Consider the following 20729-nt stretch of genomic DNA (forward strand, 5'->3'; position numbering starts at 1 on the left):
ATCAGCGGTATCATGTTCACCACGATCGTGACCCACCCGGATGCCGAGTTCGCCGAGATCCGGGCCGGACGACAGTGACATCCAGGCGAGAGCCTGAATAACGTCTGAAACATCCATCCGCGCGGGTGCCATTCAACGCGTCCCGCGCGTGGGTAAGCTGGTGAACCAAATCTTAGGGGCGGCGCGGTATTTTTCTGCATCATTTTCTGATTCAGAGGCCCGGCGCTCCCTATGGCATTGTTCGGCAATCCTTCGATTCGTTCTGTTCTCGGCGCCATCATCGGTGTCCTCGGCCTATTCCTGGTCGGGCAGCTCGCAAGCGGGCTGTTCGGTGCGATCGAGCGCAACAGCGCCGCGCAAAAGGTCGAGCGCTATGCCGGCACTGACCAGCAGCTCTTCACGGCTCTGCTCGGCTTCCGGATCGAGCGCGGCACCTTCCTGTCGGCGCTGGTTGCCGAAGAGCCGGCCAATTCCGCTGCCGATGACCGAATTGCGGCCAACCGGCAGACGTCGGAAGCGGCCTACAAGAGCGTGCTCGAACGCCTCGACGGCGTGTCCGATTCCCGCCTTGCCGGCCTGCTGGGCAAGCTCGTTGCACTCCATGATGCCTTGATGCCGCTGCGGACCAAGGCCGAAGGGCTGATCCATCAGCCGAAGGCGGCGCGCGACAGCAAGCTGGCCGACGAGTTCCGGAAAACAGCGGCGGACTATCTCGACGCCATCCTCGCGCTGACCGTCGATCTCGAGAACGCGCTCAAGCTCACCGACCCCGTCGTCGATCATTTGCTGGGCGTCAAGCAGTCGGCCTGGGCCGCACGCAATTTCGGCGGCCTTATCGCGATCCGTCTCGAGGCCGCGGGTGCCGCCGCAAAGCCCTGGACCGCCCAAGACATCGTCGGGGCGGCCGAGGACGGCGGCCGTGCCAAGCAGGCCTGGAGCCAGGTGCAGGATGCGGCCAGCCGCGCTGACGCCCCGGCGAGCCTCACCGAGGTCATTGCGCGTTCGAAGGCTGGCGATGCCGTTGCCATGGTCGAGCGCCAGCAGGGGCTCATCAAGGCGCTGAGCAACAACCAGACCATCGACATCAAGGGCGTCGAGCTTGCCAAGCTCAACACCGCCATCCTCAATTTCTACGTCGAGGCCGGTCAGGCGGCGCTTGCCGAAATGGTCGCCCGCGCCGGGCAGCAGAAGACGGCCGCGATATGGAGCCTCGCCTTCAACGGCGCGATGATGCTGGTGGCGCTCGCCATCACGGGGTTTGGCTTCATCCTGGTTCGGAGCCGCGTCTCGACGCCGATCCGCAAGCTGACGCAGGCGATGCAAAAGCTCGCCGAGCGCGACTATGAGATCGAGCTCGCAGGCATCGAGCGCGGCGACGAGATCGGCGAGATGTCGCGTGCGGTGTCGGTGTTCAGGGAGAACATGATCACGGGCGACCGCCTCGGCGAGGAAAAGGCGGCCGAGCAGGCCAAGAAGGAGCGGCGCCAGCTCGCCATCGACCGGCTGATCGAGCAGTTCGAAAAGACTGTCACGGAATCGCTGCACACGCTGGCCTCGGCCTCGGGCGAGCTCAATGCCACGGCGCAGTCGATGTCCTCGACCGCCGAGCAGGGCTCGTCCCAGGCCGCCTCGGTCGCCAGCCTGTCGGGCGATGCCTCCTCCAACGTGCAGACGGTGGCGGCGGCGACGGAAGAGCTGTCGGCTTCGATCAGCGAGATCAGCCGCCAGGTCGCCGAATCCTCCAGCATCGCGGGCGCCGCCGCCAGCGAAGCCGAGCGCACCAACACCGAGGTGCAGGCGCTGGCCGACGCCGCCCAGCGCATCGGCGATGTCGTCGCGCTGATCACGGGCATTGCCGAGCAGACCAATTTGCTCGCGCTCAACGCCACCATCGAGGCCGCGCGCGCCGGCGAGGCCGGCCGCGGCTTCGCGGTGGTCGCGTCCGAAGTGAAGAACCTGGCCACGCAGACCGCGAAGGCGACGGAAGAGATCACCGGCCAGGTCGCCGCGATCCAGGGCGCCACCAAATTGTCGGTGACCGCGATCCAGTCGATCGGCACCACCATCCAGCGCGTCAACGAGATCGCAGCCGCGATCGCGGCGGCCGTCGAGGAGCAGGGCGCCGCGACGCGCGAGATCGCGCGCAACGTGCAGCAGGCCTCGCAAGGCACCAACGAAGTCTCGCGGCATATCTCGGGCGTGTCGCAGGCGGCCGGGCAGACCGGCGCCGCCGCCGGCGAGGTGCTCGATTCCGCCAAGATGCTGGCGCGCCTGTCTGACGATCTCAAGCGCGACGTCGACCGCTTTGTCGGCGATCTCCGGGCGGCATAGGTTCGTGGTTATCAGCCGTTAACGCTTCCGGTCCGAGGCGAAATCGCTTTGAAGTTTGTTAAATTTTGCTGGGTACCTCTCCCCTCGTAGCGTGATCCGGGGAGAGTCATGGGTAAACGGGCCAAGCGTGGAAAAGCGGAGACGATCGCACTCCCCATGGCCGCGCGAGTCGCAATCGGCGCCGTAGCTCTCGCCGCATTGGGCTACGGCTTGCTGTCCGGCCCGGAGAGCGTTCAGCCGATACGGAAGCCGGTCGCGCACCAGGCCCTCGCGTCGTCGACGCCCGTCTACGTGGCAGCGCCAGCTCATGCATCCGCGCCGGCGCCGGCCGCGGCGCCAGCTCCCGCTCCGGTTCCGACCCCGGCGCCTCTGGTCGAGCCACCAAAAGCCGCTGACGGTCCCGGCGCATTCGTCCGGCAGGTGGTTGACTACGCCAGCCACCAGACGCCGGGCACGGTGATCGTCGATACCAAGAACACATTCCTCTATTTCGTGCTGAACGACACCCAGGCCCTGCGCTACGGCATCGGTGTTGGCCGCGAAGGTTTCACCTGGTCCGGCGAACAGACGGTGGCCCGGAAGACGGAATGGCCGGATTGGCGTCCGCCTGCAGAGATGCTGGTGCGTCAGCCTTATCTGCCGCGATTCATGGCAGGCGGTCCCGGCAACCCGCTCGGCGCGCGGGCGATGTATCTCGGCGAGACCGAATTCAGAATCCACGGCACCAACAAGCCCGATACGATCGGCAAGCGGGTCTCGTCCGGCTGTATCCGGTTGACCAATGACGACGTCGTGGACCTCTATGAGCGGGTAAAAGTCGGAGCAAAAGTGATCGTGCTGCCGGCAACCGCGCCGTCACCTGGACCGAAGGTCGCCGAGGTCCAGTAGTTCGCTTCCCTGTCCCCGGTCTGCAACAGAGGGCGCCGCACATCACTGCAGCATGGCCGCCGCAATCTTCTCCGCCGACATCAGCACCGGAAAATTGGTGTTGGCGCACGGCACCACCGGGAAGATCGAGGCGTCGACGACGCGCAGGCCCTGGATGCCTTTGACGCGGCCTTGCGTGTCCACCACCGCCATGGGGTCGTCGGCCCGGCCCATGCGGCACGAGCAGGAGGCGTGCCACACGCCGATGGCGGCCTTGCGCACGAAAGCTTCCAGCGCCTCGTCATTGTTGATCACGTCATCGAAGGTGAAGCCCTCGACCACGAAATTGTCGATCAGATAGTGACGCAGCGCCGCCGGCCCATCCATCAGGGTCGCGGCGATCCTGGTCAGGATCTTGTTCTTGGTGTTGACCACGCCGATCTTGCGGACCCTGTCGGTGTAAGCGGCCGGAAACGGCTTGTCCGTCACCTGCCTGACGATATCGCTCATCTGAATGGCCGCCATCTTGCGGAAGCCGCTCATCAGGCGGTCGAGGTCGCGCCGGTCCGACAGCAGATTGAACTCGACGATCGGCTCGACCGTGGGATCGCGCGAGGCGAGCTTGACCTGCCCCGTCTCCGAATAGGTCTTGTTGACGAAGGTGAGCAGCGAGCCGATCTGCTCGCCGACCGCGTGCCAGGCCGATTTGGAGAGCACGATGACGAACATGTCGCCCTTCGGTACGCCCGCAAGCCCCGACGAATAGCGCAGGCCGAGCTGCACCTGCCGCCTGGTGTGCTCGTTCATGCGCGCGCCGCGGCGAACGAAGGACGACAGCGAGATCGAGGGATGGTCCATCAGGCGCTGGCCGACGCCGGCGAGCCCCATCCGCACCGGAATGCCCATGTCCTTGAGGTGGCCGATCGGGCCGATGCCCGCGCGCAACAGATGCGCGGGCGAATGGATCGCGCCCGCGGACAGAATGATCTCGCGGCCACGGAATTCCTGCTCGCGGCCATCGATCATGGCTTTCACGCCGACGCAGGCCGTGCCTTCGAACAGCAGCTCTCTCACCTCGGTGTTGGTGGAGATCGTGAGATTGGCGCGCTTGCGGGTGTCGCGGTCGAGATAGCCCATCGCGGCCGAGACGCGCTGCTCGGCCTCGTTGGAATGCGTCACCGCGAAATAGCCGTCGACGAACTCGCCGTTCTGGTCGGCCACATAGGGATGGCCGGCTTGATCGAAAGCATCGGCGACCGCTTGCGAATGCTTGGTCCAGTGCTCCCTGGGAATGCGGCGCACCGGAATCCGGCCGTCCTTGCCGTGATACGGCCCGTCGAAATCGAGGTCGCGCTCCACCTTCTTGAAGAAGGGCAGCACGTCATTCCACGCCCAGCCCTCCGCGCCGCGCGTCTGCCATTCGTCGTAGTCGGTCGGCGCGCCGCGATTGGCCATCTGGCCGTTGATCGACGAGCCGCCGCCGAGCACGCGCGCCTGCTCGTATCTGCGCATGGGCGGACGCGCTTCGTGCGGATTGTTGTGGCTGACGACCTGGGTCGTGACCTTGAGCTCGGTCCAGTGAAAGCGCGGATCGAAATAGACCGTGCCCGGATAGCTGTCCCTGATTTCGGCCGGCTCGTTGCCGGGTGGCGTGTCCTGTCCGGCTTCGCACAGCAGGACCTTGTTGGCGCTCCCAGCGGAGAGCCGGTGGGCCAGCACGGACCCCGCCGAGCCGCCGCCCACGATAATGTAGTCGTACACGATTGGCGTTTCCTCTTGCTCTTGAGACAAGAGGGTAGCGTGGAAATATCGCGAGGTCACGCTCCGGCCGATGCAGGCGGGGGCTGCGTCAAGACGCTATTGCAAAACCTCTATTGCAAGCCCTCTATTGCAAGCCCTCTATTGCAAGACCTTCGGCATCACGACGACGACATCGACCTGCTTGTTCAGCACGCGCGAGGCCACGGCGGCGATGAGCGGCGAGTAGCTGTCCTCGATATCGGAGGCGACGTCCTCGTTCCTGGCGAAAGCATAGAGCATCGTGCCCTCGATTTCGTCGAAGCGGATGCCCGCGAAGACGTGGTCGAACGCCTCGGCGCCGACAATGCCGGCCATCAGCGCCTGAATGGCGTGGTCCTGAACGCGTGTGAGCTTCATCATGCCGATGAGATATGGCAGCGCCGCGCGAATACAAGGTGCGGTGACAGCCGTTGCGCCCAGTCCGTAGGGTGGGTTAGACGGCGGCTGCGCAAAGCGCAGTCGCTGGCGTAACCCGCCACTTTTGTCTCCGTGGCGATGAGAGAGGTGGGTTACGCCGCGCTGAAAACCTCACGTCATGCTGCCGGGCATGAAGCAACGGATCAAGGTGCGACCGCCGACGTAATAAGGCCAGACCATGGTGCGCCCGACGCGGTTCGGCTCGGTGATCACGGTGTCATCGGGCACCTCGATCCAGTCGCCGAGAATCCTCACGCGATAGTGCCCGCCGCGCGTCTCCCAATCGACGTCGTCGAGCGCCGTGCCGTCGGCATCGGCGCAGCAGGGGCCGCCGCCCTTGCTGCGCAGGCTCTCGAACCAGCCCTTGAGGGGGGAGTTCGCAAAGCGACCGTCGTCGCGCGCCTGCGCGGCGAGGCCGACCATGGCTGCCGCTGCTATGAGAGGAATCATCCTGAAAGTCACGATCGCCATATCGCCTCGCTCGATGTGCACGCGCGCCCGTTCGCAGACGACAAGCCGCCTGCGATGCGCGTGATGCAATGTTGACTAATTCCCGATCGGCCGGAGTTCCCGGTCGCCTCAGCAGCGCGATAACGGCAATGTGCGAGGTTTGATCCTATTTTCGGAACGGGGGCGGCGATGGTCCGAAAACCGCAGGCGAGGCAATAGGCTCAAGCCGCGGCCGCCTGCTTCGACAGCAATTGCTTCAGCTTCGCCGCCGGGACCGCCGGGCTGAACAGCCAGCCCTGCATCTGGCTGCAGCCGAGCTGCCGCAGCACCTCGCGCTGGGCTTCGGTCTCGACGCCCTCGGCCGTCGTCGCCATGTGGCGGGCGGCGGCCATGTGCACCACGGCCTGCACGATCGGGGAGGAATCTTCTGGTTCGCCGATATCGCTGATGAAGCTGCGGTCGATCTTGATCTTGTCGAAAGGGAAGCGGTGCAGATAGCTCAGCGACGAATAGCCGGTGCCGAAATCGTCGAGCGCGATGCGCACGCCGAGCTCGCGCAGCTGCTGCAGGACGGTCAGCGCCTCCTCGTCGTCGCGGATCAGCACAGTCTCGGTGATCTCCAGCTCGAGCCGTTCCGGCGTCAGGCCCGACTCGGCGAGCGCAGCCGCAACCTTCAGCGCCAGCGTCTTGGAGCGGAACTGGACCGGGGAGACGTTGACCGCAATGTGGATGTCGCCGGGCCATGATGCGGCCTCAAGGCAGGCCTGCTTCAAGACCCATTCGCCGATCTCGCCGATCAGGCCGGTGTCCTCAGCGACCGGAATGAAGTCTGCGGGCGAGACCATGCCGCGCTCCGGATGATGCCAGCGCAGCAGTGCTTCGCAGCCGGTGACGACATTGGCGGAGAGATCGACCAGCGGCTGGTAATGCACCTCGAACTCGCAGCGGGCCAGCGCCTGGCGCAAATCGAGCTCGAGCTGGCGGCGCTGTCGCGCCTTGACGTCGTATTCGGGAACGAAGATGCGGAAGGTGCCGCGCCCTTCCGACTTCGCCGCATACATTGCGAGATCGGCGCGTTTGAGCAGCTCGTCGACGATGTCGCCATGGTCGGGCGCGACCGCGATGCCGATGCTGGCATCGGTCGTGATCTCCTGGCCCTTGCAATCGACCGGCATGCGCAGCGATGTCAGGATCTGTTCGGCCAGCGTGCTCAGCCCGGCCTGGTCGGAGGTGCCGGCCTTGACGATCGCGAACTCGTCGCCCCCTAACCGCGCCACCAGATCGTTGCCGCTGACGCAGGCGCGCAGGCGGCTTGCGACCTGGCGCAGCAATTCGTCGCCGACCTCGTGTCCCAGCGAATCATTGACGCCCTTGAACTCGTCGACGTCGATATACAGGATCGCAAACGGCTTGCCTTGGGCCAGCTCCGCGACGCGGCGCTCCAGATGGCCGCGCATCAGCACGCGGTTGGGCAGGTCGGTCAGCGCATCGTAATGCGCCATATGGGCGATGCGCTCGTCGGCCCGGATACGCTCGGTGACGTCGTCATGAGTGGCGAGCCAGCCGCCGGCCGCGCCGGGATGGTTCTTGACTTCGATCAGGCGGCCATCGGAGGTCTCGACGATGCTGCTCTGCGTCAGCCGCACCTGGCTCAGGATCCTGTCACAATATTCATCAACGTCGCCCTCGAACGAGCCGGTGTCGGCGCGATGCCGGATCACGTCGCGGAAATGGACCCCGGGCTTCACCAAATTGGTCGAGAGGCGGTACATGTCGATGTAGCGGCGGTTGCAGACGATGAGCCGTTCGTCCTGGTCGAACATCAGGAGGCCCTGCGTCATCGTGTTCATGGCGGTGTCGAGCCGCTGCTTCTCCAGCGAGAGGCGGTTGGTCACCTGGCGGAAGATCAGGAACAGGGTGAGCACGAGCAGGCCGATCGACAGCACGGCCACGGTGACGAAGAACTTGGTTTGGGTGCGCCAGGTGGCGAGCGTTGCGTTCAGCGACCTGGTTGCGATGATCACGAGCGGCTCGCCGCTTAGGAGGCGCGAGGCGACAATGCGGTCCTTGCCGTCGATCGGGCTGGTGAGCCTGGTCGAGATGGAGGTGCGCTGGAACACGGCCCTCTGCTCCGTCGAGCCGATGCGATAGTTCTGCCCGATCATCGCGTCGACATGCGGAATGCGCGCGAGCAGCTGGCCGCTCTGGTGGTACATCGCGACCGAGGAATCCTCGCCGAGCCCGGTCGAGGCGAAGAAGGATTCGATCTGCTCCGGCGCGATCGCGCGCGTGACGATGCCGAGGAATTCACCATGCGGACCCGACACGCGCCGCGCCAGCACGATTGCCGGACCAATGCCGAACCGGCCGGGTACGACCTCGACCTCTTCCTGCGCCGCAGGATCATTCTTGAGCCTGATGAAATAGCCGCGATCCGATACCGAGATGTCGGCGACGGGCCAGCGCTTCGTCGAGTTGATCAATACGCCGCGCGCATCGAACACATTGGCGCCGGCAATGTCGGACCAGCCGCTGGCCTTGGTGCGCAGCATCTCGTGCACGGCGAGCGTGCCCATCTCGCTGCGGAAGACATCGGCGGATTCGATGCCGTGGCTCTCGAGTTCCGCGATGATGCTCTTCTGGAGCACCGCGAAATCCTCGAACTCGCGGTCGAAATGGCGGGCCAGCAGGCGGACGGAGCTTTCCAGGCTGTCCCGACCGCTCTCGATGGCGTTCTGGCGGAAGCGGTCGACGGTGAGCGCGGTGCCGACAGCGGTCGCGGCCATCAGCACGAAGCCGCCGACGATCAGCCACGTCAGCGGCGCGCCGCGCCAATGGCGAAGCAGCACGCGCAGTCGCGCGGTCCATCGGATTGATGCGCCCATCCCAGCTCTCCCTTGGGATGCAGGATGCAGCAAAACCGACAAGACCCGGTTACCATTGAGGGTTAGTGAAGTGTGAACTGGAACAAAATCAGAGGCTTGGCGCGGCGGACGGCAGATAAGGCCCTGTAGTCCTGTAGGATGGGCAAAGCGTCAGCGTGCCCACGCGATTTTCGCGATCGAGACAGATGGTGGGCACGGCGCTGACGCGCCTTTGCCCACGCTACAAAGCTACGAAGCTGCGGTCACTCCCGCTTCACTTCCCATTTCAGCGCTTCCGCATTCTCCTTGGCGAAGATATCAGGCACATCGAATGTCCCCGTCTTGAGGTCGTAGCGGCATTGCCAGCCGCCCAGCCCCTTCATGATGGTGTTTTTCGGATGCTTGTCGTATTGGCCGGCGAGGCTGATCACGAGATAGCGGTTGTTGGGCCAATCCACGCCGAGCCAGCGATAGGCCTCTTCCGTGCCCTTCAGCAGATTGGCCGAGATGTGGAAGTCGAGCTTGGCGAAGTGCTTTGTCTCGGGCTTGCCGTAGAAATAGGCCCAGGCTAGATCGCTCAGCGATTTCCTGGTCGCGCTGACAAGGGTGCCGTTCTCGGCATGATAGAGAAACAGATCCTGCTCGCCCGAACCGGTCTTCTGCATCCTTACCAGCCATTGCGAGTCCGCGGTGAAGCGGAAGCCGGCACCATAACCCTGCTCCGGCTTCAACTCGGTCATCTGATCGCCGCGACGGGCCCAGACCTGCCATTTGACCTCCCAATCGCCGGCGTCCTTCACGTACTGTTCGAGCTTGGTGGCGCCGTCGGGCGAGGTGAAGGCGAGGTCGGCATCGTCGCTGAGGACAAATCCCGGCGGCGGGCCGGAGGCGGCAAGCGCCGGGGTGGCAGCGAGTGTCAGGGCAAGCGCCAGCCATGGCGCGACGCGGCAAAATGCGGTCATGACGAAATTCCTAAAAAATGGCCGCCAGAATAGGTAGAGCGGCCTCGCTGGTTTGACGCCGAGACGGCCGGCTCGGTTCATCCCTTCGAACGTCTTGCTGCCGCAGCCAAAACGGCGCAATTTGCCGGGGCTGATTTGCGACTCAGAGATTTTTGATCAAGGCTTGAGGACTGATGATCACCGCAACCAAGGCCTTCATCGCATTCTGTCTGCTTGCCGTGGTCGGCACCGTGCTGGTGATCGGCCCGACCGAGCTGCGCCACATGCTGCCTGATGGCGCGAACACCGAAATGGCAGGGGTCGCGAAACCCGAGGCGAAGGCTGAGGGCAAAATCCAGCCCAAGCTCGAGGCCAAGGTCGAAACCAAGGTCGAAACCAAGGCCGAAACCAAGACCGAAACCAAGGTTGAGGCCAAGATCGAGCCGAAGACCGAGCCGAAGACGGACGAACCGAAGCTGGCCGCGGTTGCACCCGCGCAGTCCGCCTCGCCTGTACCGGCTGATGCGCCGAAGGCGGGCGCGCTGGCCGAGACCCAGAAGCAGGTCGCCGCGCTCGCTGACCTCGCACCGGCCAAGCCGCAGCCTTCAGCTGCGGAAAGCGGTCCCCGTTTCGACGTCGCCCGCGTCGACGCTCAGGGCGAGGCCGCCGTGATCGCGGGCCAGGCCGCGCCGGGCGCCAGGGTCGAGCTGCTGCGTGACGGCCAGCCGCTCGACAGTGTCGTGGCCGATGCGTCGGGCCAGTTCGTGATGACCCCGCCAAAGCTTCCCGCCGGCAGCTACGAGCTGGCGCTGCGTGCGAAGGCGCCCGACGGCACCATCATGCAATCCAGCCGCACCATGCCGGTGACGATTGCCGAAGCCGCGCCGCCGCCGGTGCGTGTCGCTGTGGCCGCGAAGCCCGAGGCCAAGCCGCAAGATGCAAAACCCGTCGACAAGTCGGACGTCGTCGCCTCGCTCCCGGCGCCGCATCTGGCTTCGACCCCGGACCGGTCCTCGGCGCGGCCGCGGATGATGGGCACGGCCAAACCGAAGTCCATGGCGCGCGTGCCGGCGGCAGGTGCGACGGTTGCAGCGGCCTCGCCCGCGGAGGTGCTCAACACCACACCGGCAGAGACCAGCGGCACAAGGGTGATTTCCAAGGGCGACAGCCTCTGGGCCCTGAGCCGTCACGCTTATGGCGACGGCGCCCGCTACGCGGTGATCTTCAATGCCAACCGCGAAAAGATCCACAATCCGAATCTGATCTATCCCGGCCAGACCGTCACGGTGCCGCAAAAGCCGCAGTGAGGCTTCCCGCCCCGGGAGATGCGAAGCATCGTCCCGCGCGTGGCGGGTGAGGGTTCTTCCGCTTTGGATTGTCCCGTTGCGGTGACACCCTCTCCCCAACCAGGGAGGCGAGTGCCGCTGCCGCCACAGCTCCTCAATCTGCCATACGCTTGACCGTCCCCCTGCGGAACATTTGGTTCCCCGGCGCGTCTTCTCCTACGACGCGATGCGTGTTTGGGAGGACAACGCGGTGGTCAGGTCAGTGGTCTTGTCGAGATCGCGCTTGGGACTGGTGCTTGCCGGCGCTGCTCTTGTCGTTCTGACAGTGCTGCTGCCCAACACGGCGGAAGCGCAGTTCGGATTGCGCGGCGGTCCGCTCGGCATTGCCCGCTTCGCCGTCGGTCACGTCATCGGCCTGTCGCGGCTGCGCCATGCCCGCATGGCGGCGCGAGGCAGCCGCTATCGCTCCGCGGCCATGAGCTCGCAGGATCCGCGCGGTAGCGAGCGCGGCCAGCCTGCCAATCCCTACGTCTTGCGCGCCGCGCTCACGGCGCAGGCCGCGCTGTCGGGCTGGCACGGCGGCCGCCGGCCGCAGGGCTGGTGGCGTCATCCTGATGGCAGCTATGGCTGGATCGGCCCGGTGTTCTGGCCGTTCGCGCATGACGATCTCACCACGGCGATCATCTTCGGCGATACGACCAGCCTGTCGCTCTATGGCTATGGCGACATCTATGCCGCGATCTTCGCCCCCTACGCGGCGCCGGAGCTCGCCGCCTACACCGCGCCGCAAGGTCGCCGCGGGCGACGAATCCCATCGGCGGAGACGGTCTGCGACAGCAGCGACACCGGGGGCTTGCCCGTCGACCGCATCGCTGGCCTCGTGCAGCCGAACGAGATGCAGCGCGCCGCGCTCGATGAGCTCGCAGCCGCCTGGAATGGCGCGCGCGACACCATCCGCGCCGCGTGCCCGGCGCAGGCGCCGATGACTGCCGCGGAACGCCTCGGCGTGATGCAGACGCGGCTGGATGCGATGATCAAGGCCACGGACGCGCTGGCAGCGCCGCTGAACAAGTTCGTTGGCCTCCTCGATGGCGGCCAGAAAGCAAAGCTCGAATCCCTTGCGAACGAACGCCGCGCCGCGCTGGCCTCGGCTCAGCACAAGGATGCGCAGGCGGCCCAAGCAGCGCAGGAGGCCAAGGCCTGCGATCCCAACTATGATCCCCGCTATGATGTGCAGGCCCAGCGCCAGTACCAGCAGCTCGTGCAACAGCAATGGCCCGCCTCCGACATCGTGTCCACCTTGAGGCTCGACGACACCGGCAGCGCCCGTCTCGACGTCCTCCAGGACACCACGCTGCGCACCATGCAGACGCTGAGCTCTTGCCCGATGAAGCCGGAAGCAACCCCGCAAGCCCGCCTCGCCGCCGTGAAGACGCGGCTGCAGACGATGCAGCAGGCCGTGGGTGGCGTCACTGATGCGCTCGACGACTTCGAAGCGGATCTCAGCGACGAGCAGAAGGCAGCGTTTGAGGCGATGGGGCCGAAGCGGGGGATGTAAGCGGCGAGCGTCGTGAGAGCCTCGCTGTCTTACCACACACTCCCGTCATCGCCCGGCTTGACCGGGCGATCCAGTCCTCCGAGACAGTAGTAATTAAATCGAGAAGCTGCGGCGTACTGGATGCCCCGGTCGAGCCGGGCGATGACGGCGAAATATCGGGCTCAGATTTTGTTGCCTCACCCGCACGCCCAATCGAACTTCATATCCCCAAAATCGAGCTGCGCGTTGCCGCCGCCGAAATTGTAACCGCCGAAATATTCCTCGAACTCGATGTAGAACGGGCTCATCTCGGGCACCGCCTGGCAGGGCCGCATCGTGCCGCCGAGATGGTTTGGCGCATGGTCCTTGGCCCAATCGTGCAGGCGGAAATTGTCGCGGCTCGCGACACCATCGACATAGTAGTAAAAGGGCTGATACCCGGTCGGTGGCCCTCGCTTCACATGTGTATCCTGCGGGCCCTTGCCGGCATTGGGATCCTCCGCGCGGGGCGTCAGCACGATGGCGCGGTTCTCGGCGAGATCAGTGCGCGGCGTCGTCGGCAGCAGCTTTTTCGCGTAAGCAGGCGCGGATTCGTGGAAGGCGGTGGCACCGCCGACATCGAGCCAGCGCGGCCGCTCCGCGGTCGCAAGTGCGAGCGGCGCCGGAGGCGTTGCGAAGGCGTCGTCATATTCGGCCTTGGTCAGAAGGATCGCGGCATATTCGTAATCGAGGATGTCCGTCAGGCGCGACAGGCGCGGATGCGCGGGGCGCGCCGCCACCGCCTCGCGGATTTCAGGATCATCAGGCGCACCGCCGTCATTGTGGTCAGGCGCGGTTGCAAAGAACGACACCGCAACGATGTCAGCGCCATGCACCCGGTAATCCTCCGGCAGCAGCAGCGTAAAGCCATGCATCAGCGGATAGCCGGTGACGGGATCGAGTGGCCATTGCTCGCTCGCAATGCCCGGCGGCAGGCCAAACACCCAGCCATGGTCGCGCGCACGCTCACTGGGACGGTCCTGCATCTGCAGATCATAGGCACGCGAAGGCATGGCAAACACCACAGGCCGTCTCCCGTCCGAACTTGAGCCTCGTCGTTGAGGCCTGGGTTAGTCGCGGTGAGCAGCGATGTGGTTCGTGATCTCCTTGTGAGTATGCGATGGTTGCGAGACTTGCGCCGCTGCGCTCCCTCCCCCCTTGTGGGGGAGGGCGGGGGAGAGGGGTAGCCGCAAAGGCGGTATCAGAGTTTCGTCCGACAATCTCCACGAGTCCTCCACAGCCTCAGCCCTCCCACCAAAGCCGCGCTTCGCTTCCCCCGTCCCATTTGCTAATGCAACCTCCGGCAAGCGCAAATCGAGGCAGGGAATGCTCACGGGTGAACTTCGTTCCAAGATCGACAACGTCTGGAACGCCTTCTGGGCGGGTGGCATCGCCAATCCGATCGAGGTGATCGAGCAGATCACCTATCTGCTCTTCATTCGCGGCCTCGACGAGGCGCACACCCGCGAGGAGAACAGGGCCAACCGTCTCGGCAAGCCAATGGAGCGGCGCATCTTCCCGAAAGGCAAGGATGATATCGGCAAGAGCGGCGGCGTCGCCTACGAGGAGATGCGCTGGTCGCGGCTGAAGAACAAGGACCCCGCGACGATGTTCGCCATCGTCTCCGAGCACGTATTCCCCTTCCTGCGCACCATGGCGGAAGAGGGCACCGCGCACGCGACCCATATGAAGGGCGCGCGCTTCACCATTCCGACACCGGCACTGCTCGCCAAGGTCGTCGATCTCCTCGCTGATATCCCGATGGAGGACCGCGACACCAAGGGCGACCTCTACGAATACATGCTCGGCAAAATCGCGACCGCCGGCCAGAACGGCCAGTTCCGCACGCCGCGCCACATCATCGCGCTGATGGTGGAGATGACCGCGCCGACGCCGAAGGACGTGATCTGCGACCCCGCCTGCGGCACCTGTGGCTTCCTGGTCGCGGCGGGCCAATACCTGCGCGACAATCATCCAAAACTGTTTCACGACAAGGAAAGCCGCGACCATTTCAACGAGGAGATGTTCCACGGCTTCGATTTTGACGGCACGATGCTGCGCATCGGCTCGATGAACATGACGCTGCACGGCGTCGACGACCCGGACATCCGCTACAAGGATTCGCTGTCGCAAGAGCATGCCGGCGACGAGGATCGGTACTCGCTCGTGCTCGCCAATCCGCCCTTCGCTGGTTCGCTCGACTACGAGACGACAGCCAAGGACCTTCTCACGATCGTCAAGACAAAGAAGACCGAGCTTCTGTTCATGGCGCTGTTCCTGAAGCTGCTGAAGCCTGGCGGCCGGGCCGCCGTGATCGTGCCGGACGGCGTGTTGTTCGGTTCTTCCACGGCGCATAAGGCAATTCGAAGGATGCTCGTTGAGGATCACAAGCTCGACGGGATAGTGAAGCTGCCGTCTGGCGTGTTCAAGCCATATGCCGGCGTGTCGACGGCGATCGTGTTGTTTACCAAGACCAATTCGGGCGGCACCGATCAGGTCTGGTTCTACGATTGCCAGGCTGATGGAATGTCCTTGGACGATAAACGTGCACCATTACTGCCGCCAGACAAGATCGGACCGAAAGCAACGCTCGACGGAGACGAACAATCGAAGAACAATCTTCCAGATATTGCAGCTCGCTGGAAGGAGCGCACTGGCCCGGAGCGTAAGCGTTCACGTACGATGCAAAGCTTTTGCGTGCCAAAGGCCGAGATCGTTGCCTCTGGCTACGATCTCTCGCTCAATCACTACAAAGAAGTGGTGCATGAGGCGACCGCGCATCGTTCTCCGAACGAGATTATCGCGGACCTAAGGAAGCTGGAGAAGGAGATAGCCCTCGGGTTGGTTGAGCTGGAGAAAATGCTTTGAATCTGGCAGCAGTGTACCAACGGGCGAGATCTTGGACGCGGGTCGCTCTCGGCGATATTCTGACTCTAGTTAACGGGCGAGCCTATAAACAAAATGAGTTGCTGGAAGTGGGCACTCAAGTGATACGGATTCAAAACCTAAATGGTGGCGATAGATGGTACTATTCAAATCTCAGCTTGCCTGAGGAGAAGTATTGCCAAGACGGCGATTTGCTTTTTGCGTGGTCCGCAACCTTCGGGCCATATTTTTGGAGCGGCGAAAAGGCGATCTATCATTACCACATTTGGAAAGTGATCCCTTCCGACCGGCTTGATAAGCGTTTCGCGTACTACCTATTGCAATATATCACTGAGCGTTTGAAGGCGTCAGGCCGCGGCATCTCTATGATTCACATCACCAAGGCCGGGATGGAGGCATGGGAGGTTGATTTACCGCCGCTTCAGGAGCAGCAGAGAATCTCGGCCATTTTGGACAATGTGTATGCGCTGCGCTGCAAGCGCCAGCGATCGCTTGAGCTATCGGAGAGCCTAACCAAAGCGATGTTTCTGGAAATGTTTGGCGATCCTGTTCAGAACGAGAATCTATTCCCATGGAAGACGCTGGGAGAGATTGGGCAGCTGGATAGAGGTGTTTCGAAACATCGGCCACGCAATGACCCTGCATTGCTTGGAGGAGAGCATCCTCTCATCCAGACTGGCGAAGTGGCAAACAGCGGCGGGTACATTACCTCATACTCATCGACCTATTCAGACCTGGGACTTCGTCAGAGCAGGAAGTGGCCCACCGGCACTCTTTGCATAACAATCGCTGCAAACATTGCTCGAACAGGAATTTTGACTTTCCCCGCGTGCTTTCCCGATAGCGTTGTCGGCTTTAGCCATTCAAGCGAGGGACTCGTTCAATATGTGCGGGTTTGGTTGTCGTTTCTCCAGCAGACTCTTGAAAGGAAAGCTCCTGCTGTCGCGCAAAAGAACATCAATCTGGAAATTCTTAGAAATCTGCCCATTGCGTTGCCGCCAATGGAACTACTGGATCAATTTGACGCCCGGTTGAAGCGGCAAAGGCAGCTTGAGATTAGTCTTCGAAACGCAGAATCGGCTCTCGACGATCTCTTCTCCTCCCTCCAGTACCGCGCCTTCTCCGGGCAGCTCTAACCATGCAGTTCGAGTTCGATTGGGACCCGGTCAAGGCGGAGAGCAATCGGCGCAAGCATGGGGTCGCCTTCGAGGCGGCGATGGGCGTTTTCGGCGATCCGCTGGCGCTGTCGCTGCTCGACAAAGAGTCTGGCGAAGGGGAGGAGCGATGGGTTACCATGGGCCGGAACCCGGCTGGCAACCTGCTCCTGGTCGTGCATACCTATGCGGAGCTATCCGCGGACAGGGCTGCGATCCGTATCATCTCGGCGCGCCACCCGACCCGCCGCGAGATCAAGTCCTATGAAGAGGGTGATCGGTAATCCCATGAAGGACGAATACGATTTTTCGACTGCCCAGCGCGGCAAGTTCTTCAAGGCCGGTGCGCGCCTCGTGCCGCCTGTTCATCTGGAGCCCGAGGTTCTGGCCTACCTCTCAGGCCTCGCCGAGACCCAGGGCACCTCGCTGAATGACCTCGTGAACACCCTCCTGAAGGAGGACATCGAGCGGATCGACGCCGCCAAATAGGGGCCGCCCTCCCGTCCTGACGCGGGCAGGCAAGTAGGCAACCCGTAGGGGTTGCATCAGGTTCTCCCAGATGGGACGATCCTGCGATTGGGACCTGCCGGGAAGGGCAGGCGGATGCAGGGGGAAGAATTGCTCCAAACGCCTCGTCGGATTGTTCGGGCTCTTGCGCCGGCAAACGCCGCCTGAGCCTGCCGATGTCGAACTTCGCCTTCCTTGCTGCTGAATTCCCTGCGGTCCACGAGGCCGCGGTGGAGGCCGAGCGTCAGGCGGGGGTGTCGCCCACCGCCGCGGCGTTCTTTGCCGGCAAGACGGTCGAGGTCGCGGTGAAATGGGCGTTTCGCAACGACCCCGGCCTCAAGCTGCCCTATCAGGACAATATTTCCGCGCTGCTGCACGAGCCGAGCTTTCGCCGCGCCGCGGGAGAGGCCGTCTTCGCCAAGGCGAAATACATCAATACCCTTCGTAATCGAGCGGTCCACGAAGAGCGCCGCATCAGCTCCGGCGACGCCACGGGCGCGGTCAAGGAGCTGTTCCACGTCTGCTTCTGGTTTGCGCGCACCTACGCCAAGGCCAAGCCGGCGGATGGCCTCGCCTTCGATCCCTCCGTGCTGTCGCGGCGCGACGATGTCCTGAAGAAGGCTTTCGTCCAGCTCAAGGCGCAGCAGGCCGAGCTCGATGCCAAGAATGGCGAGCTCACGAAGTTGCTGCTCGACAAGCAGAACCTCGATGAGGAACTGAAGAAAGTCCGCGCCGAGGTCGCCGCCGCCCGCAAGGCGGCGGAAGCGAAGCCCGATCGCCACGATTACAACGAGGCCGAGACACGGGATCGCTATATCGACCTCCTGCTGCGCGAGGCCGGCTGGGCGCTGGACAGGCCTGATGATACCGAGTTCCGCGTCGAGGGCATGCCGAACAATGAGGGCATCGGCTTCGTCGACTACGTGCTCTGGGGCGCCGACGGCAAGCCGCTGGGCCTGGTCGAGGCCAAGCGCACCCGCAAGGATGCCCGCATCGGGCAGCAGCAGGCTAAGCTCTATGCCGATAGGCTGGAGGCGCGTTACGGCCAACGGCCGGTGATCTTCTATTCCAACGGCTACGAGCACTGGATCTGGGACGACACGCGTTATCCGCCGCGCCAGATCGGCGGCTTCTACAAGCGCGACGAGCTGGAGCTTCTGATCCAGCGCCGGGTCAGCCGCCGGTCGCTCGCAGCCGAGGCGATCAACCGCAAGATCGTCGAGCGGCCTTACCAGCACCGCGCCATCCGCTCCATCGCAAAACATTTCGAGGAAGACGGGGAGCGCAAGGCGCTGCTCGTCATGGCCACCGGTTCCGGCAAGACGCGCACCGTGATCGCATTGGTCGATCTCCTGATACGAGCCGGCTGGGTCAAGCGCGTGCTGTTCCTGGCCGACCGGATCGCGCTGGTGAACCAAGCGGCCGGTGCCTTCAAGGCGCATTTGCCGGACTCGGCCCCAGTCAATCTCGTGACCGAGCGGACCAGCGAAGGCCGCGTCTTCATCTCGACCTATCCGACCATGATGGGCCTGATCGACGGCAAGCAGGAAGGAAAGGCCAAGTTCGGCCCCGGGCATTTCGATCTTATCGTCATCGACGAGGCGCATCGCTCGGTCTACCAGCGCTACCGCGCCATCTTCGAATATTTCGATTCCTTCCTGGTTGGCCTCACCGCGACGCCGAAGGACGAGATCGACCGCAACACCTATTCGCTGTTCGACCTCGAAGACGGGGTGCCGACCGACGCCTATTCGCTGGAGGAGGCCGTTGCCGAAGGGCACCTCGTGCCGCCCAAGACGATCTCTGTCCCGTTGAAGATCGTCCGCTCTGGCCTTCGCTATGACGACCTCTCGCCGGAGGAGAAAGACCAGTGGGACATGCTGGAATGGGGCGAGGACGATGTCCCTGATACCGTCGAAGCTGCCGAGGTGAACAAGCGTCTCTTCAACGAGGAGACGGTCGATCTCGTCATCGCTCACCTCATGCAGAACGGCCTCAAGGTCGAGGGCGGAGACCGGCTCGGCAAGACCATCATCTTTGCCAAGAACGAGGCGCACGCGAAGTTCATCTATGACCGATTTAATGTGGCCTATCCGGCGCTGGCCGGCCATTTCGCCCGAGTCATCACGCACCAGACCGGGGCTTATGCCCAAACCTTGATTGACGATTTCTCCGCAAAGGCCAAGGCCCCGCACATTGCAATCTCGGTCGATATGCTCGACACCGGCATCGACGTGCCCGAGGTCGTCAATCTTGTTTTCTTCAAGCCGGTCCGGTCGAAGACCAAATTCTGGCAGATGATCGGCCGCGGCACGCGGCTCTGCCCGGATCTGTTCGGTCCGGGACAGGACAAGGAATTCTTTCGGGTCTTCGACTATTGCCAGAACATCGAGTTCTTCGGTGCCAATCCTGAATTGAAGGAGGCAAGCGCCGCGCGCTCGCTCTCCGAGCGCCTGTTCGCCGGGAGGGTCGATCTGGTGCGGGCGCTCGACGAGAAGCACGACAGGGCGGGCGGCTTCGCTGCCGGCGAGCAGACCCCCTATGAGCCGGGCGGCGACCCGCCGCCGAGCGAACCGGACATTCGCGCATCGGCCGCCAAGACGCTGCAAGACATCGTCGGTGGCATGAATGAAGATAATTTCATCGTGCGCCAGCATCGCCGCTCCGTGGAGAAGTTCCGCGAGCCAGAGGCATGGGAGAAAATCGACGACGAGAAGCGCAAGGAACTGGTCGACGAAGTCGCGCCGCTTCCCTCAAGCCACATGCTCGGCACCGAGGACGCCAAACGCTTTGACCTTCTGATGTTCCAGCTTGAGCTGGCTCTGCTCAAAGGCTCCAAGCGCTTCGACACGCTACGGAAGCAATTGCTCGAGATCGCTTCCGCCTTGGAAGAACAAACCGCCATTCCTGCCATCGCGCAGCATGCCGAGCTGATCGAGGACATCCAAACCGATCAGTGGTGGGAAGGCGTCACCGTGCCGCTCCTGGAACTCGTGCGCCTGCGCCTCCGCGACCTCGTCCAGCACATCGAGAAGGGCAGGAAGGCTCTGGTCTATTCGAACTTTGCCGACGAGATCGGAGAGGGCATCGAGCTGCAATTGCCGCAAGTCGGTGAGGCCGACTTCGCCCGCTTCAAGACCAAGGCGCGGCATTTCCTGCGAGCGCATCAGGACAACATCGTCCTGCACAAGCTGAGACAGGGCAAACCTCTGACGCCGTCTGATCTCAGCGAACTTGAAAAGCTGCTTCTGGACGCTGGCGTCGGCGAAGCCGGTGATATCGAGCGCGCGCGTGAGACGAGCCACGGCTTTGGACGCTTCGTTCGCTCACTCGTCGGGCTCGATCGTGCCGCCGTCAGCGAGGCATTCGGCGGATTCATTTCCGCCGGCACGGCGACCGCGGCGCAGATTGAATTCATCAACATGGTGATCGAGCATTTGACCGATCAAGGCATGATGGACCCGTCGTTGCTGTACGAGCCTCCTTTCACTGGGATTGCGCCGACAGGGCCGGAACATCTGTTCGATGAAGCCAAGGTGGTTCGTCTTGTCAGTACGATTCGTGAGATCAACGACAGCGCAGTTGCCTGAGCGGATCGACCGACCCGCCGGCAATCACATCTGCGCTTGGGGAGATCAGGCGCAACGCCC

General features: G+C 63.5%; 15 protein-coding genes. 9 read left to right on the forward strand and 6 right to left on the reverse strand.

The features are described from left to right. Nucleotides 1-231 precede the first annotated feature (231 nt). Nucleotides 232-2331, forward strand: a complete 2100-nt coding sequence (locus tag HYH07_RS29515; protein WP_220005757.1) for a methyl-accepting chemotaxis protein — start codon at nt 232-234, stop codon at nt 2329-2331. 108 nt (nt 2332-2439) lie between these two features. Next, entirely contained in the window at nt 2440-3219 is a 780-nt protein-coding gene (locus HYH07_RS29520) for a L,D-transpeptidase (protein ID WP_220005758.1), read from the forward strand. A gap of 42 nt (nt 3220-3261) precedes the next feature. Here the strand turns inward: HYH07_RS29520 and HYH07_RS29525 are convergent, their stop codons facing one another. The 5 genes from HYH07_RS29525 to HYH07_RS29545 form a co-directional block, all read right to left on the reverse strand. Next, nucleotides 3262-4959, reverse strand: coding sequence for a GMC oxidoreductase (locus tag HYH07_RS29525; protein WP_220005759.1), 1698 nt, complete (start codon nt 4957-4959; stop codon nt 3262-3264). A gap of 138 nt (nt 4960-5097) precedes the next feature. After that, nucleotides 5098-5358 carry a hypothetical protein gene (locus tag HYH07_RS29530; RefSeq protein ID WP_057743561.1) on the reverse strand — a complete coding sequence of 87 codons (261 nt, stop codon included), beginning with the start codon at nt 5356-5358 and terminating at the stop codon, nt 5098-5100. A 168-nt stretch (nt 5359-5526) separates the two neighbouring features. Continuing rightward, nucleotides 5527-5886 carry a hypothetical protein gene (locus HYH07_RS29535; RefSeq protein ID WP_220005760.1) on the reverse strand — a complete coding sequence of 120 codons (360 nt, stop codon included), beginning with the start codon at nt 5884-5886 and terminating at the stop codon, nt 5527-5529. Nucleotides 5887-6086: 200 nt separating this feature from the next. Then, nucleotides 6087-8750 carry an EAL domain-containing protein gene (locus tag HYH07_RS29540; RefSeq protein ID WP_220005761.1) on the reverse strand — a complete coding sequence of 888 codons (2664 nt, stop codon included), beginning with the start codon at nt 8748-8750 and terminating at the stop codon, nt 6087-6089. Nucleotides 8751-8992: 242 nt separating this feature from the next. Next, the gene (locus HYH07_RS29545; RefSeq protein ID WP_220005762.1) at nt 8993-9691 is read right to left on the reverse strand and encodes a hypothetical protein; all 699 of its coding nucleotides are present in this window, start codon (nt 9689-9691) and stop codon (nt 8993-8995) included. A gap of 173 nt (nt 9692-9864) precedes the next feature. On the opposite strand from HYH07_RS29545, the gene HYH07_RS29550 reads away from it, so the two are divergent. Together HYH07_RS29550 and HYH07_RS29555 are read left to right on the forward strand one after the other, a co-directional pair. After that, nucleotides 9865-10977, forward strand: a complete 1113-nt coding sequence (locus HYH07_RS29550) for a LysM peptidoglycan-binding domain-containing protein (RefSeq protein ID WP_220005763.1) — start codon at nt 9865-9867, stop codon at nt 10975-10977. 205 nt (nt 10978-11182) lie between these two features. After that, the gene (locus tag HYH07_RS29555; RefSeq protein WP_220005764.1) at nt 11183-12514 is read left to right on the forward strand and encodes a Spy/CpxP family protein refolding chaperone; all 1332 of its coding nucleotides are present in this window, start codon (nt 11183-11185) and stop codon (nt 12512-12514) included. A 176-nt stretch (nt 12515-12690) separates the two neighbouring features. Here the strand turns inward: HYH07_RS29555 and HYH07_RS29560 are convergent, their stop codons facing one another. Next, entirely contained in the window at nt 12691-13545 is an 855-nt protein-coding gene (locus HYH07_RS29560) for a hypothetical protein (RefSeq protein ID WP_228749824.1), read from the reverse strand. Nucleotides 13546-13858: 313 nt separating this feature from the next. Between HYH07_RS29560 and HYH07_RS29565 the strand changes: the two genes are divergently transcribed. The 5 genes from HYH07_RS29565 (at nt 13859) to HYH07_RS29585 (ending at nt 20669) form a co-directional block, all read left to right on the forward strand. Further along, a complete protein-coding gene (locus HYH07_RS29565; protein ID WP_220005766.1) occupies nt 13859-15400 on the forward strand; it encodes a class I SAM-dependent DNA methyltransferase in 1542 nt (513 codons plus the stop codon). Continuing rightward, the gene (locus HYH07_RS29570; RefSeq protein WP_220005767.1) at nt 15397-16554 is read left to right on the forward strand and encodes a restriction endonuclease subunit S; all 1158 of its coding nucleotides are present in this window, start codon (nt 15397-15399) and stop codon (nt 16552-16554) included. The genes HYH07_RS29565 and HYH07_RS29570 overlap by 4 nt, the downstream gene beginning before the upstream one ends. Before the next feature lie 2 nt (nt 16555-16556). After that, nucleotides 16557-16856, forward strand: coding sequence for a BrnT family toxin (locus HYH07_RS29575; protein ID WP_220005769.1), 300 nt, complete (start codon nt 16557-16559; stop codon nt 16854-16856). After that, nucleotides 16837-17061, forward strand: a complete 225-nt coding sequence (locus HYH07_RS29580; RefSeq protein ID WP_220005770.1) for a hypothetical protein — start codon at nt 16837-16839, stop codon at nt 17059-17061. Before HYH07_RS29575 ends, HYH07_RS29580 begins: the two co-directional genes overlap by 20 nt. 194 nt (nt 17062-17255) lie before the next feature. Continuing rightward, nucleotides 17256-20669: a DEAD/DEAH box helicase family protein gene (locus HYH07_RS29585; RefSeq protein ID WP_220005772.1), complete on the forward strand. Its 3414-nt coding sequence runs from the start codon at nt 17256-17258 to the stop codon at nt 20667-20669. Nucleotides 20670-20729: the final 60 nt, after the last annotated feature.

The organism is Bradyrhizobium sp. BR 10261, assembly GCF_019455395.1.
In the GTDB taxonomy this organism is placed as follows: Bacteria; Pseudomonadota; Alphaproteobacteria; order Rhizobiales; family Xanthobacteraceae; genus Bradyrhizobium; species Bradyrhizobium manausense.

What these genes read in the sequence shown, in the direction of transcription:
- HYH07_RS29515 (WP_220005757.1), top strand. Translation starts at nt 232, where the DNA reads ATGGCATTGTTCGGCAATCCTTCGATTCGTTCTGTTCTCGGCGCCATC.
- HYH07_RS29520 (WP_220005758.1), top strand. Translation starts at nt 2,440, where the DNA reads ATGGGTAAACGGGCCAAGCGTGGAAAAGCGGAGACGATCGCACTCCCC.
- HYH07_RS29530 (WP_057743561.1), bottom strand. Translation starts at nt 5,358, where the DNA reads ATGATGAAGCTCACACGCGTTCAGGACCACGCCATTCAGGCGCTGATG.
- HYH07_RS29535 (WP_220005760.1), bottom strand. Translation starts at nt 5,886, where the DNA reads ATGGCGATCGTGACTTTCAGGATGATTCCTCTCATAGCAGCGGCAGCC.
- HYH07_RS29540 (WP_220005761.1), bottom strand. Translation starts at nt 8,750, where the DNA reads ATGGGCGCATCAATCCGATGGACCGCGCGACTGCGCGTGCTGCTTCGC.
- HYH07_RS29545 (WP_220005762.1), bottom strand. Translation starts at nt 9,691, where the DNA reads ATGACCGCATTTTGCCGCGTCGCGCCATGGCTGGCGCTTGCCCTGACA.
- HYH07_RS29550 (WP_220005763.1), top strand. Translation starts at nt 9,865, where the DNA reads ATGATCACCGCAACCAAGGCCTTCATCGCATTCTGTCTGCTTGCCGTG.
- HYH07_RS29555 (WP_220005764.1), top strand. Translation starts at nt 11,183, where the DNA reads ATGCGTGTTTGGGAGGACAACGCGGTGGTCAGGTCAGTGGTCTTGTCG.
- HYH07_RS29560 (WP_228749824.1), bottom strand. Translation starts at nt 13,545, where the DNA reads ATGCCTTCGCGTGCCTATGATCTGCAGATGCAGGACCGTCCCAGTGAG.
- HYH07_RS29565 (WP_220005766.1), top strand. Translation starts at nt 13,859, where the DNA reads ATGCTCACGGGTGAACTTCGTTCCAAGATCGACAACGTCTGGAACGCC.
- HYH07_RS29575 (WP_220005769.1), top strand. Translation starts at nt 16,557, where the DNA reads ATGCAGTTCGAGTTCGATTGGGACCCGGTCAAGGCGGAGAGCAATCGG.
- HYH07_RS29580 (WP_220005770.1), top strand. Translation starts at nt 16,837, where the DNA reads ATGAAGAGGGTGATCGGTAATCCCATGAAGGACGAATACGATTTTTCG.
- HYH07_RS29585 (WP_220005772.1), top strand. Translation starts at nt 17,256, where the DNA reads ATGTCGAACTTCGCCTTCCTTGCTGCTGAATTCCCTGCGGTCCACGAG.